General features: G+C 70.4%; 8 protein-coding genes and 1 pseudogene. 6 read left to right on the top strand and 3 right to left on the bottom strand.

Translation table 11 applies throughout. The annotated features are described in order from the left end of the window. From ACIA73_RS26485 to ACIA73_RS26465, 5 genes and pseudogenes are all read left to right on the top strand, one after another. Positions 1 to 2,385, top strand: a complete 2,385-nt coding sequence (locus ACIA73_RS26485) for a xanthine dehydrogenase family protein molybdopterin-binding subunit (protein WP_399441214.1) — start codon at positions 1 to 3, stop codon at positions 2,383 to 2,385. A 350-nt stretch (positions 2,386 to 2,735) separates the two neighbouring features. Beyond that, on the top strand, positions 2,736 to 4,193 hold the full coding sequence (locus ACIA73_RS26480) for an NCS2 family permease (RefSeq protein WP_399441213.1): 1,458 nt from the start codon (positions 2,736 to 2,738) through the stop codon (positions 4,191 to 4,193). 67 nt (positions 4,194 to 4,260) lie between these two features. Beyond that, positions 4,261 to 5,412 carry an XdhC family protein gene (locus ACIA73_RS26475; RefSeq protein WP_399441212.1) on the top strand — a complete coding sequence of 384 codons (1,152 nt, stop codon included), beginning with the start codon at positions 4,261 to 4,263 and terminating at the stop codon, positions 5,410 to 5,412. Positions 5,413 to 5,710: 298 nt separating this feature from the next. Then, positions 5,711 to 7,048: a glycoside hydrolase family 6 protein gene (locus tag ACIA73_RS26470; RefSeq protein ID WP_399441211.1), complete on the top strand. Its 1,338-nt coding sequence runs from the start codon at positions 5,711 to 5,713 to the stop codon at positions 7,046 to 7,048. A 25-nt stretch (positions 7,049 to 7,073) separates the two neighbouring features. Beyond that, positions 7,074 to 8,033: pseudogene (locus ACIA73_RS26465) on the top strand (YihY/virulence factor BrkB family protein); the annotation flags it as partial. A gap of 81 nt (positions 8,034 to 8,114) precedes the next feature. Here ACIA73_RS26465 and ACIA73_RS26460 read toward each other — a convergent pair. From ACIA73_RS26460 to ACIA73_RS26450, 3 genes are all read right to left on the bottom strand, one after another. Next, positions 8,115 to 9,338, bottom strand: coding sequence for a phosphatidylserine/phosphatidylglycerophosphate/cardiolipin synthase family protein (locus ACIA73_RS26460; protein WP_399441210.1), 1,224 nt, complete (start codon positions 9,336 to 9,338; stop codon positions 8,115 to 8,117). Positions 9,339 to 9,442: 104 nt separating this feature from the next. Further along, positions 9,443 to 11,875: a SpoIIE family protein phosphatase gene (locus ACIA73_RS26455; RefSeq protein WP_399441209.1), complete on the bottom strand. Its 2,433-nt coding sequence runs from the start codon at positions 11,873 to 11,875 to the stop codon at positions 9,443 to 9,445. After that, complete coding sequence (locus ACIA73_RS26450) at positions 11,872 to 15,978, bottom strand: HAMP domain-containing protein (RefSeq protein ID WP_399441208.1); 4,107 nt, start codon at positions 15,976 to 15,978, stop codon at positions 11,872 to 11,874. Before ACIA73_RS26450 ends, ACIA73_RS26455 begins: the two co-directional genes overlap by 4 nt. A gap of 301 nt (positions 15,979 to 16,279) precedes the next feature. Here ACIA73_RS26450 and ACIA73_RS26445 point away from each other — a divergent pair, with 301 nt between their 5' ends. Continuing rightward, complete coding sequence (locus ACIA73_RS26445; RefSeq protein WP_399441207.1) at positions 16,280 to 16,849, top strand: DUF6328 family protein; 570 nt, start codon at positions 16,280 to 16,282, stop codon at positions 16,847 to 16,849. The last annotated feature ends 344 nt before the right edge of the window (positions 16,850 to 17,193 follow it).

Below are 17,193 nucleotides of genomic sequence, written 5' to 3'. Positions count from 1 at the left end.
ATGGGCGTCACCGGCACCCCCACCAACATCAACCAGGGCACCAAGACCAAGGGCGGCATCGGCGAGTCCACGCTCCGCCCGGACGGCACCCTCAAGGTCACCGGCGAGTTCGCCTACTCCTCGGACATGTGGCACGAGGACATGCTGTGGGGCCACACCCTGCGCTCCACGGTCGCGCACGCCGAGATCGTGTCCATCGACATCGGCGAGGCGCTCGCCACCTCCGGCGTCTACGCGGTTCTGACGTACGACGACCTGCCGACCGCGCAGAAGACGTACGGCCTGGAATTCAAGGACACCCCGGTGCTCGCCTGCGGCAAGGTGCGCCACCACGGGGAGCCGGTGGCGCTGGTCGCCGCCGACCACCCGGAGACGGCCCGCCGCGCCGCCGCCAAGATCAAGGTCGAGTACCGCGAGCTTCCGGTCATCACCGACGAGGCGTCCGCGACCGCACCCGACGCGATCCTGGTCCACGACAACCGCGACGACCACCACGCGGAGCACGTCCCGCACCCCAACATCGTGCACCGCCAGCCGATCGTCCGCGGCAACGCCGACGAGGCCGCCAAGAAGGCCGACGTCATCGTCAGCGGCGAGTACACCTTCGGGATGCAGGACCAGGCCTTCCTCGGCCCGGAGTCCGGTCTCGCGGTGCCCGCCGAGGACGGCGGCATCGACCTCTATGTCGCCACCCAGTGGCTGCACTCCGACCTCGGGCAGATCGCCCCCGTCCTCGGCATGCCCGAGGAGAAGATCCGGATGACGCTCTCGGGCGTCGGCGGAGCCTTCGGCGGGCGCGAGGACATCTCGATGCAGATCCACGCCTGTCTGCTCGCGGTGGCCACCGGCAAGCCGGTCAAGATGGTCTACAACCGCTTCGAGTCCTTCTTCGGGCACGTCCACCGCCACCCCGCCAAGCTCTGGTACGAGCACGGGGCGACCAAGGACGGCAAGCTCACCCACATGAAGTGCCGCATCGTGCTCGACGGCGGCGCCTACGCCTCGGCCTCCCCGGCCGTCGTCGGCAACGCGTCCTCGCTCAGCGTGGGCCCGTACGTCATCGAGGACGTCGACATCGAGGCCATCGCGCTCTACTCCAACAACCCGCCCTGCGGCGCCATGCGCGGCTTCGGCGCGGTCCAGGCGTGCTTCGCCTACGAGGCACAGATGGACAAGCTGGCGGCCAAGCTGGAGATGGACCCGGTGGAGCTGCGGCAGCTCAACGCCATGGAGCAGGGCACCTTGCTGCCGACCGGCCAGCCCTGCGACTCGCCCGCCCCGGTGGCCGAGCTGCTGCGCCGGATCAAGGCGATGCCGATGCCGCCGGAGCAGCAGTGGCTGGCGGCCGGCGAGCAGGCGGACGTCCGCGCACTGCCCGGCGGGCTCTCCAACACCACGCACGGCGAGTCCGTCGTACGGGGTGTGGGCTACGCGGTCGGCATCAAGAACGTCGGCTTCTCCGAGGGCTTCGACGACTACTCCACCGCCAAGGTCCGGATGGAGGTCATCAACGGCGAACCCGTGGCGACCGTCCACACCGCGATGGCGGAGGTCGGCCAGGGCGGCGTCACCGTCCACGCGCAGATCGCCCGCACCGAGCTGGGTGTCACCCAGGTGACCATCCACCCGGCGGACACCCGGGTCGGTTCGGCCGGCTCCACCTCGGCCTCCCGTCAGACGTACGTCACCGGCGGTGCGGTCAAGAACTCCTGCGAGCTGGTCCGCGAGCAGGTACTGGAGATCGGGCGGCGCAAGTTCGGCTCGTACCACCCCGCCTGGGCGACCGCCGAGCTGCTCCTGGAGGGCGGCAAGGTCGTCACCGACGGCGGCGAGGTACTGGCCGACCTGGTCGACGTACTGGAGAACGAGTCCGTCGAGGTCGAGGAGGAGTGGCGGCACCGGCCGACCGAGGCCTTCGACCTGCGTACCGGACAGGGCAACGGCCACGTCCAGTACTCCTTCGCCGCGCACCGTGCCGTCGTCGAGGTCGACACCGAGCTCGGCCTGGTCAAGGTCATCGAACTGGCCTGTGCGCAGGACGTCGGCAAGGCGCTCAACCCGCTGTCGGTGATCGGCCAGATCCAGGGCGGCACCATCCAGGGGATGGGCATCGCCGTCATGGAGGAGATCGTCGTCGACCCGGTGACCGCGAAGGTGCGCAACCCCTCCTTCACGGACTACCTGCTGCCGACCATCCTCGACACACCGACCATCCCGGTCGACGTACTCGAACTCGCCGACGAGAACGCGCCGTACGGACTGCGCGGCATCGGCGAGGCGCCCACCCTGTCGTCAACTCCCGCTGTGCTGGCGGCAATTCGCCAGGCGACGGGTCTTGAGCTCAACCGGACCCCGGTCCGGCCCGAGCACCTGACGGGGACCTGATCCCCGTGGGCGGGGCGGGGATCACCGGCGATCCCCCCAGGTGATCCCCACTCCGCCCCCCGGGTCCTGACCCACCCGTCGGGCCCGCCCCAGAGCTCCCCGGGCGCCGCCGCCTCCAGGAACGTCACACTTCCCTCCGCCCCGTCGCCCGGGGCCCAAAGTCCGCACCGCTAGCGGCAGTCGCACCACGTGTCACCCCGCATCCCGCATCGTGCGGGTTCCGCTCCATGCGCTTTCGTCTCGGACCGTCCTCCGGGTCGTGCAGCCCTCGTACAGTCCCCGAATTTCGCGGCCCGCTCTTCCTCGGGCGTTCCGCGGATGCCCCTTTGAACCTTGGGAGACAAGGCACCATGACCCAGCAGTCCACTGAGCCGAAGACCACGGCGGAGGACGCCGGCGCGGGTTCGCGCCAGCCCGCCGGCCGGTCCTGGCTCGACCGGTACTTCCACATAACGAAGCGCCAGTCCACCGTTGCCCGTGAGGTCCGCGGCGGCATCACCACCTTCATGGCGATGGCGTACATCCTCCTGCTCAACCCGGTGATCCTCAGCGGTCCTGACGCCAAGGGCGGTGTGCTCGGCAACGCGGCACTGATCACCGCGACCGCGTTCGCGGCGGCCGTCACCACCCTCCTGATGGGCTTCGTCGGCAAGGTTCCGCTCGCTCTGGCGGCCGGTCTCAGCGTCTCCGGCGTACTCGCCTCGCAGGTCGCACCGAACATGACCTGGGGACAGGCCATGGCGATGTGCATCATGTACGGCGTCGTGATCATGCTCCTGGTCGTCACCGGGCTGCGCGAGATGATCATGAACGCCATCCCGCTGGCGCTCAAGCACGGCATCACCATGGGCATCGGCCTCTTCATCGCCCTGATCGGGCTGGTCAAGGCCGGTTTCGTGCACCCGGGCAAGGCGACTCCGCTGTCGCTGGGCCCGGCCGGTGAACTCGCCGGCTGGCCGGTGCTGATCTTCGCCGTCACCCTGCTGCTGATCTTCGCGCTCCAGGCCCGCAACATCCCCGGTGCCATCCTCATCGGCATCGTCGTGGGCACGGTCATCGCGGTCATCGTCAACGCGATCGCCCCGACCCCGGCCAAGGAGTGGAGCAACGGGCGTCCGCCCGCGCTGGACGGCGTGGTCTCGATGCCGGACTTCTCGCTCTTCGGCAAGGTCGAGTTCACCGGCTGGGGCGACATCGGCGTCCTGACCGTCGGCATGATCGTCTTCACCCTGGTGCTGGCCGGCTTCTTCGACGCGATGGCCACCATCATCGGCGTCGGTACCGAAGCCAAGCTCGCCGACGACAAGGGCCGCATGCCGGGCCTGTCCAAGGCGCTGTTCGTCGACGGCGCCGGCGGTGCCATCGGCGGTGTCACCGGAGCCTCCGGCCAGACGGTGTTCGTGGAGTCCGCGACGGGCGTCGGGGAGGGTGCCCGTACGGGTCTCTCCGCGGTCGTCACCGGTCTCTTCTTCGCGGCCTGCATCTTCTTCACCCCGCTCACCGCGATCGTTCCCGCCGAGGTGGCGTCCGCCGCCCTGGTCGTGATCGGCGCGATGATGATGCAGAACGCCCGCCACGTGGACTGGGCCGACCGCGCGACCGCCATCCCGGTGTTCCTCACGGTCGTCCTGATGCCGTTCACCTACACCATCACCACCGGTGTCGCCGCGGGCGTCATCGCCTGGACCGTCATCAAGGTGGCCCAGGGCAAGGCACGCGAACTGGGTGCCCTCATGTGGGCGCTGACGGCGATCTTCGTCATCTACTTCGCCCTCCACCCGATCGAAAACTGGCTCGGCGTCGGGTAGTCGTACCCCTGAGCCACATGTCACTCAGCCCTCCACACTTCCCCCCGACCTGTCGAAGGAGACCGTCATGCTGGACATCGCCGAAGAGCTCGACCGGTGGGCCCGGCAGGGTCGAGAGTTCGCCGTCGCCACGGTCGTGGCGACCAGCGGAAGCTCGCCCCGGCAGCCCGGTGCCGCCCTTGCCGTCGACAGTGACGGCACGGCCATCGGGTCGGTCTCCGGGGGATGCGTGGAGGGCGCGGTCTACGAACTGTGCCAACAGGCGCTGGAGGACGGGCGGTCGGTCGTCGAGCGCTTCGGATACAGCGACGAGGACGCCTTCGCGGTCGGTCTCACCTGTGGCGGCGTCATCGACATCCTGGTGACTCCGGTACGTCGTGACGCGCCGGCCCGGGAGATCTACGCCTCGGCGTTCGCCGCTGCCGCGCAGGGGGCGGCAGCGGCCCTCGCCCGCATCACCGAGGGGCCGCGGGAACTGCTCGGCCGGGCCCTGCTCGTCCACCCCGACGGGCGTGACGAGGGTGGGCTCGGCGGACACCCCGAACTGGACCGTACGGCGGCGTCCGAGGCGCGCGCGATGCTCGATTCGGGCCGCACCGGTGGCGTCACCATAGGAGCGGACGGCTCGCGCTGCGGGCAGCCGCTGACACTCCTCGTCGAGTCGAGCGTTCCGCCGCCCCGCATGATCGTCTTCGGGGCGATCGACTTCGCCTCGGCCCTCGTCCGGGTCGGCAAGTTCCTCGGCTACCGGGTCACCGTCTGCGATGCCCGTCCCGTCTTCGCCACCGCCGCGCGTTTTCCCGAGGCGGACGAGATCGTCGTCGACTGGCCCCACCGGTATCTCGCATCGACCGAGGTCGACGGGCGGACCGTGTTGTGTGTCCTGACCCACGACGCGAAGTTCGACGTTCCGTTGCTGGAGCGGGCGCTGAAGCTGCCGGTCGCGTACGTCGGGGCGATGGGGTCGCGGCGCACGCACCTGGATCGCAATGAGCGTTTGCGTCAAGTAGGGGTCACCGAGCTGGAGTTGGCGCGGCTGCGGTCGCCGATCGGGCTGGATCTCGGGGCTCGTACGCCGGAGGAGACGGCACTTTCGATCGCGGCGGAGATCGTTGCGGCGCGGAGGGGTGGCAGCGGGGTGTCGTTGACCGGGGCGCATACGCCGATTCACCACGATCCGTCGAAGGGGACGGTGGGGCGGATAGGTTCGGTCGCCTGAGGTTTCCCTCCGGGGGAGGGGGCTGGTCGCGCGGTTCCTCGCGCCCCCAGGACGCGCGCTTCGGGGGCGCGGGAAGTGTTCAGGGGGTTGGCGCGCTTTTCTGATCCCTCGTCAGCCCCTGGCTCACCCGTCCGGCTCTGTAACAGCCGTCCCACCCTGCGCTGTGGCCTCATCTGATGCACCGTGATTTCGCGGCCCAGGAACACCCGTAGGTCCCCCACCCTTGACGCGCACATGGCCCTGGGCAACTGTCGTGCGGGAACCGCTCCCGCACGTCCATGCGACCCAGGAGTGACCCATGCGCCCCGAGGAACCCACGCAGCGCGACCGGCACACACCGCAGACGGGTGCCGTGCCGACCCTGCGTCCCGCTCAGCACACCCGGCCCGCAAGGACCTTTCGCCGTAGCACGCTCGCTCTTGTCGCACTGCCCCCGCTCGCGGCCGGGACCATCTGGGCGATGACGTCCGGTGCCGCCTCCGGGGCGCCGGAGCCCGTTGCCGGAGGGCCGGCGCAGGTGGCTCCCGCGCTGGTCGGCAGCCCACGGCTCTATACGCCGCTGGCCAACCCGGACGCGTACAAGCAGGCCCTGAGACTCACCAACGGCGGAACCCGGCAGGGCCTCAGGGAGGCCGCCGGGATCATCGCGACGGTGCGCACCCCGCATGCCGTCTGGTACGGCGACCAGAGTCCGGCGGCGGTCGAGAGGGACGCCAGGGCGACGGTCCGGGAGGCGGCCGAGGACGGGTCGATGCCGGTCTTCGCTCTGTACAACATCCCGGGCCGGGACTGCTCCAGCTACTCCGGCGGTGGCGCGGGCAACACGGCCGAGTACAAGGCCTGGATCGACGGCGTGGCCCGCGGCATCGGGAACCGCGACGCGCTGGTGGTCCTGGAGCCGGACGCGCTCGCCCTGATCCCCTCCGACTGCGGTCAGGACGACGGGCAGGGCACGAAGACGGCCGCCCGGTACGAAGAGGTGAACCACGCGGTGAACACACTCGCCGCGCTGCGTCACACCCGCGTCTACCTCGACACCGGCCACGCAGGCTGGCACGACGTCGCGAGCATCGTGCCCCGGCTGATCAAGGGCGGCATCAAGAACGCCACCGGCTTCTACACCAACGCCTCCAACTACCAGACCGACTCCTCCAACTCCTGGTACGGCAAGCTGATTTCGTCCTGCCTGGCGTATGTGGAGGAGGGCGGAAAGGCCGAGTCCTGCCCGTCGCAGAAGGGCCCGCGCCCGGAGGCCGAGGCCTGGCTGGAGCAGAACGTCAAGACACCCCCCTCGAAGATGAAGCACTTCGTCACGGACACCAGCCGCAACGGCAAGGGGGCGTGGGTGCCGCCCGCCGGGAAGTACACCGACCCGCAGGACTGGTGCAACCCGCCGGGCCGCGGCCTGGGGGTGCGCCCCACCACCCGCACCGGCGACCCGCTGCACGACGCCAAACTGTGGATCAAGACGCCGGGGGAGTCGGACGGGCTGTGCCTGCGCGGTACCGGGGGCCCGAAGGACCCGGAGCGCGGGACCGTCGACCCCAAGGCCGGTGACTGGTTCCCGGACCAGGCCCTGGAACTCGTACGGCTGGCCAGTCCGCCGATCATTCCAGGGGGAGGCCGCCCCGAGTAGCGGCACCGGGCGATAACCTGCCTGAATGGGAACAGCTGTTCATGTGCCGCAGACCCGGGACATGATCGGGGAGGAACTCTCCGGCGACGAAGCGCTGATGGCACTGCGCCACTACGGCGGACGCAAGCTGCTGCTCGACGCCTTCGCACGGTTCCGGTACGCCGACGGGTTCAGCCACGCACGTTCGCTGGGCTATCAAGTGGTGCTCGGCATCGTGCCGTTCCTGATCGCGGTGGTCGGTGCGGCGGCCACCGTGCACACGGACGGCGTGGGGCGCGTCGTCGAGCTGACGCTGGGTCATATCGTGCCGGGGAACAGTACGGGTCTCATCGAGGACGCCTTCGACGAGACCCGGCGCAGTGCCGCCTCCAGCGCCTGGACGGCCGTCGCCATGTGGACCGGGCTGATCTTCGCGATCGTCAATCTGACCTCCGCGATGGCACAGATAGAGCGGGGCGCCAACCGGATCTACGGCATCGAACGCGACCGGCCCTTCACCCACAAGTACGGCCGCAGTCTGCTGCTCGCGCTGGCCGGGGGCCTGCCGATGGTGCTCGGGTTCCTGTGGCTGGTGGCGGGCGACGCGGTCGGGGACGCGCTGGTGGAGGCGCTGGGGTGGTCGGAGTCATGGCTCGGGTGGTGGCACGCGATGGACATTCCGGCCGGGGTGCTGCTGGCGTGGGTGGCCTCGGCGGTGATCCTGCGCTGGTCGCCCCGCAGGCGCCAGCCCGGTTACACCTGGCTGGCGTTCGGGTCGGCGGTGCATCTGGTGCTGTGGGTGGGGTCCACCTGGCTGCTGGCGTTCTACGTCGCCCGCAGCGGCACCTTCGGGGCGGTGTACGGGCCGCTGACCGCCTTCGTGGCCCTGCTGCTGTGGGCCAACCTGACCGGTGTCGCCCTCTTCCTGGGCATCGCCTTCGCCGCCCAGCTGGAGGCCGCCAGAGCGGGCATCACGGACGCGGTACGGCCCGACCCCGGCTTCGGCGGCGAGAACGAAGCGCCTGAGAACCGAGCGCCTGAGAACCAAGCTCCCGAGAACAAAGCTCCCGAGAGCGGCCGGTGAGCGTCACAAATACCGGCGGATCGGCGTCACCGCCGCTTCCCGCAGCCGCTGCACCGTGCCCCGGCGCCGCCATCTGCCGCCGTCCATCAGCTCGCTGCGCGTGACGTCCTCGTCGAAGTGGGTGTCCAGCACGGCCGTGAACTCCTCGTCCAGCACCGCCAGCATCACCTCTTCGTCGTGGTCGAGCGAGCGGCGGTTGAAGTTGGTGGAACCGGTCAGGGCGGCCACCCCGTCCACAGTGATGATCTTGGCGTGCATCATGGTCGGCTGGAAGTGCCAGATCTTCACCCCGCACGCCGTCAGCTCCTCGTAGTGCTGCTCGCCGGCCAGCTGGCACACCCGTTTGTCGGTGTACGGGCCCGGCAGCAGCAGCTCCACCTCGACACCGCGCCGGGCCGTCGCACACAGCAGCTCGATGAAGTAGGGGTCGGGTGCGAAGTACGCGGTGGCCAGTCGCACCCGTACCTCCGCCGACTCCAGCACCACCCGCAGCAGGGTCTGCATGTCCTGCCAGCCGAAGCTCGCCGAGCCGCGCACCACCTGCACCACGGCGTCGCCGGGCGAGGTGTGCTCGATGAAGCGGTCGTGGCCGTCGAAGAGGTCGTCGGAGCACTCCGCCCAGTTCTGGGCGAACGCGGCGGCTATCCCGTCCACCGCGGGGCCGCGCACCTCCACATGGGTGTCCCGCCACTCGTCCGGGTTGCGGGCGTCCCCGCACCACTCCTCGGCGATGCCCACACCGCCGGTGAACGCCCGCTCCTCGTCGACGATCAGCGCCTTGCGGTGGCAGCGGTGGTTCTGCTTGAGCGGGGAGAGCCGCAGGGGCTTGCGGAACCAGGCGACGGTGACCCCGGCCGCGTCCATCTCGGCGAGGAGTTCCTTGTCGATGAGGCGGCTGCCGAACCCGTCGAGCAGCAGCCGCACCCGCAACCCGGCCCTGGCACGGGCGGCCAGCGCGAGCGCGAAGTCCCGCGCGATGTCGCCCTTCCAGTACACGAAGGTCATCATGTCGATGGTGTACTCGGCGTTCTCGATCGCCTTGAGCATCGCGGGGAAGATCTCGTCACCGTTGCGCAGGGCGGTGAGCTTGTTCCCCTCGGTGGCGGCGATGCCGATCAGCCGCTCCAGACGGCGCCGGATGCGCTGCTTGCGCGCGGCCGCGGTGGTGGGTGCGGGTGAGGTCGAGGGGGTGGGTGTGCTCTGTGCGGGGACGAGATCTGCGGTCATGACTCTTCTGCTCCTGCGGGAACTGCGGGGGAGGTACCGGGGACTGCGGGGAGGTGCCGGGGCCGCCGGCCCCTTCCGTCAACTGCCCCGCGGAACAGCGGATATCAGCGCACCTCGATGCCGATCAGGCAGGTGTCGTCATCGGTGTCCGAGCGGCTGTGGGTCAGCAGCCGGTCCAGGTGCTTCTCCAGCTCGGGCGGTGCGGTCCCCGCCAGGGCGAGCAGCTGCTCCAGGGACTCCTGTACGGAGCGGTCGCGCCGCTCGATCAGACCGTCCGTGTACATCAGCAGCCGGTCGCCCGCCTCCAGCATCAACTCGCTCTCGGTGTAAGGAGCTTCGCCGATCGCGCCGAGCAGTATCCCGGGTGGCATCGGCAGCGCCGCCGCGGCGCCGTCCCGGACCAGCACCGGCGGCGGGTGGCCCGCGCGGGCCCAGCGCAGCAGCCGGGTCGCGGGGTCGAAGATGCCGCAGATGGCGGTGGCGGTGACCTGCTCGGTGAGGTGGTGGGCCACCGCGTTGAGCCAGCCCAGGAGCTGGGCCGGGCCCGCGCCGGTGGCGGCCAGGCCGCGCAGCGCGTTACGGAGCACCACCATGCCGGTGGCGGCGTGGATGCCGTGCCCGGCGACGTCGCCGACGGCGAGCAGCACCTTGCCGTCGGGCAGCGCGACCGCGTCGTACCAGTCACCGCCGACCAGGTGTTCCTCCTCGGCGGGCCGGTAGCGCACCGCGACCAGCAGGCCGGAGGTCTCCACCGCGTCCCGGGTCGGCGGCATGATCGCCTGCTGGAGCTGGAGGGCGAGCCGGCTCCGCGCCGCCGACTGCTCCTCGGAGTCGGCCAGCCTGTCGCGGGTCGCCGCCAGCGCCACCTCCGTCCAGTGCTGGGAGGAGACGTCCTGGTAGGCGCCGCGCACCGAGAGGATGGTGCCCGAGGGGTCGGTGACCGGCTCGGCGACGATACGGATGTGCCGCATCACCCCGTCGGCACGCCGCAGCCGGAACGCGGTGGACGCCGAGTGGCGGTGGTGCAGCAGGGTCCGCAGGAAGCGGCCGATGGCCACCGAGTCGTCGCTGTGGGCGTGGTGGTGCAGACGCTCCAGCGGTACGGCGGAGGAGGTGGGCGGCAGCCCGAAGAGGGTGTACAGCTGACTGTTCCAGAGGATGTCGCCGGTGACCGCGTTCTCCTCGAACCCGCCGATCCTGCCCAGGCGTTGGGCGTGCTGGAGCAGGGATGCGAGACGGGTCGCCTCGTCCTCCAGGCGCCAGCTCAGCAGCACCGAGTCGCCGTAGCGGCCGATGCCCACCGAGGCCACCGACACCAACGGCACCTCGTCCACCTGGGAGTTGAGCGTCATCCGCCCCGAGCGGAAGGGCTCGCCGGTGGCGTGCACCCGCAACAGGTGCTCGTACAGCCCGCCCTGATGGGCGCTCAGCGGGTACGCCTCCAGCCAGCGCATCCCGGTCAGCAGCGCCTTGGGGCGGCCCGCGAGATCGGTGAAGCGCTCATTGGCGTACGCGATGTGGAAGTCGACCACACTGTTCTGCTCGTTCAGCAGCGGCAGCAGCACCAGGGCCGGGTCGAGCAGCCCGTCCGCGAGGTCGGCCAGCGGGCCCGCCTTCTCGTCCGGCGGACTGCCGGCCGCGGCGGCGGACACATCGGTGCCCGGCAGGGTGTGCGCACACAGGTCGGCGAGGGCGTCCAGCTGCCGGGTCGCGGCGCCGGACAGCGGCGGCTGCGGCTGCGGCCAGCACACCTCCAGTACGCCCAGGATCCGGCCGCCCACCTCGGCGGGCAGGATGCTGCGCGCCCCGTCGGTGCCGTGCCGCAGGCCGATCCCCGGGGCGCCGGCGGGCAGGCTCCCGTACCAGCGCGGGCGGCGCTCGGTCAGCACCTGCTGGGCCCAGGTGCCCACGCCCGGCGGCACGTAGCGCCAGCGGTCGGCCTCGCCGCGCGAGAAACCCGCGTGCCCGGCCAGTATCAGCGCCCCGTCGCGCCCGGCGGCCCACAGCGCGAGCGCGCCGGCCCCCAGCGGGGCGAGCGCCTGCTCGAAGAGGGAGTTGGCGGCGGTCTGCGCGTCGCCGGTCATCGACCCGGTCTCGGCCGCCCGCAGCCGCAGTACGTTGCCGGGCCGCGCGCCGTCCTCGGGGCGGTGCTGCGACGGCACGGACGACCCGGCGGCGGAGGCGGCCGGCGCGGTCATGGGGAGCGAATCGGCGACATGGTCGCCCGCCGCCCCGTTCACGATGTCGGCGGCCAGTTCCAGCAGCGGCACCCGGGCAGACTCCGCCAGCCGCTCCAGATGCAGGGCCGCCTCGGCGGGCCCGCCCTGGCCGCGCTCGACCAGGATGCCGGTGGCGATACCGATCAACGCCCGTGCGTCGGCCGACTCCTGAGAGAGCGTCAGGTCACGGCGGAGCTGCTCGATGGTGCCGGCGAGCGCGTCCAGCGGGCGTGCCTCCCGGTGGCCGTGCTCCGGAGCGCCGTACGGGGTGTGCTCCGGGGTGTGCTCCTGGCCGAGCCGCGTTCCGTCCCCCCTCACCGGGAGAGCCAGGTGCGCATGCGGTCCACCAGGTCGCCCGCGTCCACGGGCTTGGTGATGTAGTCGCTCGCCCCGGCGGCCAGGCACTTGGCCCGGTCGCCCTCCATCGCCTTGGCGGTCACCGCGATGATCGGCAGATCGGCGTGCTCGGGCATGGCGCGGATGGCGGCGGTCGCGGCGTACCCATCCATCTCGGGCATCATCACGTCCATCAGGATCAGTTCCACCCTGCCGTGCAGTGCGAGCATTTCGAGGCCCTGGCGGCCGTTGTCGGCGTGCAGTACCCGCATCCCGTGGAGTTCCAGGATGCCGGTCAGCGCGTACACGTTGCGGGCGTCGTCGTCGACCACCAGAACCACCCGGCCCTTGAGGTCGAGTGCCCCGTCCGGGTTGGGCTCGGGTGCGCGCACCGCCTCGCTGGGCGGGGTGGTGGGACGAACCAACGGCAGTACGTCGGCGGGCCGTTCGGCGGTCAGATGCAGGGCGATCCGCTCGCGCAGCTCGTCCAGGCTGGGCAGCAGCTCCAGGGGCTTGGTCCGCGACCAGTCCATGATCTGCCGCTCGTGCAGCGTCCCCAGGGGGCGGGTGTGGTGGGCGAGCACCGGCACCTGGCGCAGCGCCGGATCCCCGTCCAGGGCCTCAAGGAGCCGCATCGCCGAGCCGTCGGGCATGTCGAGGCCGATGACCACACAGTGGCACGGGTCCGCCGCCAGCGCGGCGGCCGCCTCCTCCGGGCCGACGGCGGTCCGCACCTGCACGGGCCCCCGCGAGTCCGGCAGCGAACCCTCCGCCAGCTCCGCGACCGCACTCTCCGCGACCAGCGACAGCAGCCCGCGCGGCCGGTCCTCTATCACCAGCAGCCTGCGCGACTGCGCCGGTACGACGGCGGGCACGGCCGGCAGCCCGGCCGCCTCCCGGTGTTTGTCCGCCGGGTCCGCGTACGCGGCGGCCGACTCGAAGCGGGCGACCGGAATGTAGAGGGTGAAGGTGCTGCCCTCGCCCGGCGCGCTGGTCACGTGGATGGCACCGCCCAGCAGATGGGCCATCTCACGGCTGATGGAAAGACCGAGGCCGGTGCCGCCGTACTTGCGGCTGGTGGTGCCGTCCGCCTGCTGGAACGCCCCGAAGATCGCCTCCAGTTGCTGCTCGGCGATCCCGATGCCGGTGTCCATCACCCGGAACGCGACGGCAGGCCCGTGCGGACGCACCGTCGGCGGGAGGTCCGCCCCGATCGCCGGGTCGATCCGCAGCTCCACGGCCCCGGACTCGGTGAACTTCACCGCGTTGGAGAGCAGGTTGCGCAGCACCTGGCGCAGCCGCGAGTCGTCGGTCACCAGCTCCGCCGGGGCGCCCGGCGCCACGCTGATCCGGAAGTCCAGGCCCTTCTGCGCCGTCATCGGACGGAAGGTGGCCTCCACGTAGTCGAGCAGCTTGCGCAGGCCGACCGGCTCCGGATTGACGTCCATCTTTCCGGCCTCGACCTTCGACAGGTCCAGGATGTCGTTGATCAGCTGGAGCAGGTCGGAACCCGCCGAGTGGATCACGCCCGCGTACTCGACCTGCTTGGAGGAGAGGTTGCGGGTCGGGTTCTGGGCGAGCAACTGGGCCAGGATGAGCAGCGAGTTGAGCGGGGTGCGCAGCTCGTGGCTCATGTTGGCCAGGAACTCCGACTTGTACTTGGAGGCGATGGACAGCTGCTGCGCCCTGTCCTCCAGCTCCTGCCTGGCCTGCTCGATCTCCAGGTTCTTCGCCTCGATGTCGCGGTTCTGGGAGGCGAGCAGGGCCGCCTTCTCCTCCAGCTCCGCATTGGAGTGCTGCAACTCCTCCTGCTGCGACTGGAGTTCCTCGGACCGCGACTGCAACTCGGCGGCCAGTCGCTGCGATTCGCCGAGAAGTTCGTCCGTACGGGCGTTGGCGACAATCGTGTTGACGTTGACGCCGACCGTCTCCATCAGCTGCTCCAGGAAGCCCCGGTGCACCGGCGTGAAACCGCCCACCGAGGCCAGCTCGATCACTCCGAGTACCAGGCCCTCGACGACGATCGGGAGCACCAGCAGGCTGCGCGCGTCGGCCGACCCGAGGCCGGAGGACACCGTGACGTAACCCGCCGGCAGCTCGTCGACGGCGATGGTGCGGCGGCTGCGGGCGACCTGGCCGACCAGCGACTGGCCCAGCTCGAAGCGGATCGGGCGGTCGTCGGCGGACTGGAAGTGCCCGTACCAGCCGATGAGTTCGAGCTCGGCGCCGTGCACCTCGTGGCCGGTGTCGTGGGCCAGGTAGAAGGCGCCGTACTGGGCGCCGACCAGCGGGGTCAGCTCGTCCATGATCAGTTCGGCGACCACGGTGAGGTCGCGCTGGCCCTGCATCAGGCTGGAGATCCGGGCCAGGTTGGTCTTGAGCCAGTCCTGTTCCATGTTGGTGCGGGTGGTCTTGCGCAGGGACTCCACCATCGAGTTGATGTTGTCCTTGAGCTCGGAGACCTCGCCGGAGGCGTCCACCGTGATGGAGCGGGTGAGGTCGCCCTCGGCCACCGCGCTGGTCACCTCGGCGATGGCACGGACCTGCCGGGTGAGGTTCCCGGCCAGCTCGTTGACGTTCTCGGTGAGGCGCTTCCAGGTGCCGGAGACACCCTCCACCTCGGCCTGTCCGCCGAGCCGTCCCTCCGAGCCCACCTCGCGGGCGACTCGCGTCACCTCGGCGGCGAACGAGGACAGCTGGTCGACCATGGTGTTGATGGTGGTCTTGAGTTCCAGGATCTCGCCGCGTGCGTCGACGTCGATCTTGCGGGTCAGGTCACCCTGGGCGACGGCGGTGGTCACCTGGGCGATGTTGCGGACCTGCCCGGTGAGGTTGTTGGCCATCGAGTTGACGTTGTCGGTCAGGTCCTTCCAGGTCCCGGCCACGTGCGGGACGTGTGCCTGACCCCCGAGGATGCCCTCGGTGCCGACCTCGCGGGCGACCCGGGTGACCTCGTCGGCGAACGCGGAGAGGGTGGTCACCATGGTGTTGATGACGCCGGCCAGGGCCGCGACCTCGCCCTTCGCCTCGACATTGATCTTCTGCGACAGGTCGCCCTTGGCGACGGCGGTCGCGACCTGGGCGATCGAGCGCACCTGACCGGTCAGGTTGGACGCCATCACATTGACGTTGTCGGTGAGGTCCTTCCAGGTGCCCGAGACGCCGCGCACGGTCGCCTGGCCACCCAGATTGCCCTCGGTGCCGACCTCGCGGGCCACCCTGGTGACCTCGTCGGCGAAGGCCGAGAGCTGGTCGACCATCGTGTTGATGGTCTCCTTCAGCTCCAGGATCTCGCCGCGTGCGTCCACCCGGATCTTCTGCGAGAGGTCGCCCTTGGCGACGGCGGTGGTGACCTGCGCGATGTTCCGCACCTGTGAGGTGAGGTTGTTCGCCATCACGTTGACGGACTCGGTCAGGTCCTTCCACGTACCGGAGACGCCCTGTACGTCGGCCTGCCCGCCCAGCCGGCCCTCGGTGCCCACCTCACGGGCCACCCTGGTCACCTCGTCCGCGAACGAGGACAGCTGGTCGACCATCGTGTTGATGGTGTTCTTCAGCTCGTGGATCTCGCCCTGGGCGTCGACATCGATCTTGCGGGTCAGGTCGCCCTTGGCGACCGCGGTGGCGACCTGTGCGATGTCGCGCACCTGGGTGGTGAGGTTGCCCGCCATCGCGTTGACGGAGTCGGTGAGGTCCTTCCAGGTGCCGTCCACGCCGGGCACCTCGGCCTGACCGCCGAGGCGGCCGTCGGTGCCGACCTCGCGGGCGACCCGGGTGACCTCGGAGGTGAAGAGGGAGAGCTGGTCGACCATGCCGTTGAAGACGAGGGCGATCTCACCGAGCAGACCGTCCCGGTCGTCGGGGAGGCGGGTGCCGAAGTCTCCGTCGCGTACGGCGGTCAGACCGGCCAGCAGCTGCCTCAGCTCGGGTTCGCCCACCGAGCCCGCGGATCCCACCGAGCCCGCGGATCCCACCGACTCAGCCGGTCCCGCGTGGCCGTCCTGGCCCGCCTTCACTGCCTTGCTGTCGATACGTCCCGCACTGCCGGGCGTACGCCGCCTGCCCGTCTCCGCACCAGTACCCATGGTCCTGTTCCACCCCTTCGCTGCGACTTGCTCGACGCCGGCCCGCGCAGGGGGCGGCACCGGTACGACCAGCTCACTTCCGAACGGGCGTTCCGTGGGTCATGGTGCCACAGTTGCCGTACGGCAATTTTCGCAGCTGCCTTACCCGTTCACACCGCGAACGCGGGTGGTGGGGGTGCGGCGAGGCCGCTCGCGGAGCTCATATCCGTCCACTGAAAGGGTAAGTGCTCGATTGCATGCTCGATAAGTGTGGGGGCGTCCCGTGTGAACGGGAACGGGCGGACGGTGAGAGGACCGGCAGATGACCGAGAGAGAGCAGTCCCTGGGTCGTACCGGAAGATCCGAGGGGCGGGACGAGTCCTCCGAGGGGCGGGGCGAGTCATCCCAGGGGCAGGGTGAGAACGCCCCAGGGCGTTCCGAGAGCGAGGCGGAGCGCGCGGACCGGCAGTGGACCGAACTGGTCCAGGAGATCCGGGTGGCTCAGACGGGTGTACAGATCCTCTTCGGATTTCTGCTCACGGTGGTCTTCCAGCCGGGCTTCCAGAACCTCTCGTCGACCGACAAGAACATCTACGTCATCACCGTGATCCTCGGCGCCACCGCCACCGGGGCGCTGATCGGCCCGGTCTCCTTCCACCGGATCGTCTCCGGCCGCCGGATCAAGCACCAGGCGGTGACCTGGGCGGCCCGGCTGACCAACCTCGGCCTGCTCCTGCTGCTCGCCACCCTGTCCTCGGCGCTGCTCCTGGTGATGCGGGCGGTCACCCACAACGCGTACGCGCCGTGGCTGGTGGCCGGAGTGGTGACCTGGTACCTGCTGTGCTGGTACGTGCTGCCGATGTGGGCCCGCAAGCGGCACACCACCGACTGAGCCGCACCGTTCGGACCGGACATTCCGGGACGGGTTCCGCCGCCTTACTGTCCGGACGGTATGTCCGCGCGTAGCGTCCCCGGCGACCCAGTCGGGCGGTCGACGCGAGGGAGTGGATCGCCGACGGCCGGCTCGGCACCAGCTTCGTCCCCGGCGCCCCTGAAAGGCGAGCCGGGCGAATCGCCCCCTGCCCGGACCGAGGCGAACAGCCCCTCCTCGGAACCGAGTTGAAGGACGGTCCCGCGCTCACCCCCGGCCGGGCCCACCGGTGGCCCGTGGCCGCCGGGAAAGCGGGCCGCATCGGTTACGTCGGGCGGGTTTCAACTAAACCTAAGGTTAGGCTA

Origin of the sequence: Streptomyces sp. NPDC051561, assembly GCF_044454195.1 — a bacterium.
In the GTDB taxonomy this organism is placed as follows: domain Bacteria; phylum Actinomycetota; class Actinomycetes; order Streptomycetales; family Streptomycetaceae; genus Streptomyces.
The sequence above is the reverse complement of the archived record's forward strand: the minus strand, read 5'-3'. Positions and strand labels throughout refer to the sequence as shown.

Excerpts from the sequence above, each read along its gene's own strand:
- ACIA73_RS26460 (WP_399441210.1), bottom strand. The coding sequence starts at position 9,338 with ATGACCGCAGATCTCGTCCCCGCACAGAGCACACCCACCCCCTCGACC.
- ACIA73_RS26470 (WP_399441211.1), top strand. The coding sequence starts at position 5,711 with ATGCGCCCCGAGGAACCCACGCAGCGCGACCGGCACACACCGCAGACG.
- ACIA73_RS26480 (WP_399441213.1), top strand. The coding sequence starts at position 2,736 with ATGACCCAGCAGTCCACTGAGCCGAAGACCACGGCGGAGGACGCCGGC.
- ACIA73_RS26445 (WP_399441207.1), top strand. The coding sequence starts at position 16,280 with ATGACCGAGAGAGAGCAGTCCCTGGGTCGTACCGGAAGATCCGAGGGG.
- ACIA73_RS26450 (WP_399441208.1), bottom strand. The coding sequence starts at position 15,978 with ATGGGTACTGGTGCGGAGACGGGCAGGCGGCGTACGCCCGGCAGTGCG.
- ACIA73_RS26485 (WP_399441214.1), top strand. The coding sequence starts at position 1 with ATGGGCGTCACCGGCACCCCCACCAACATCAACCAGGGCACCAAGACC.
- ACIA73_RS26475 (WP_399441212.1), top strand. The coding sequence starts at position 4,261 with ATGCTGGACATCGCCGAAGAGCTCGACCGGTGGGCCCGGCAGGGTCGA.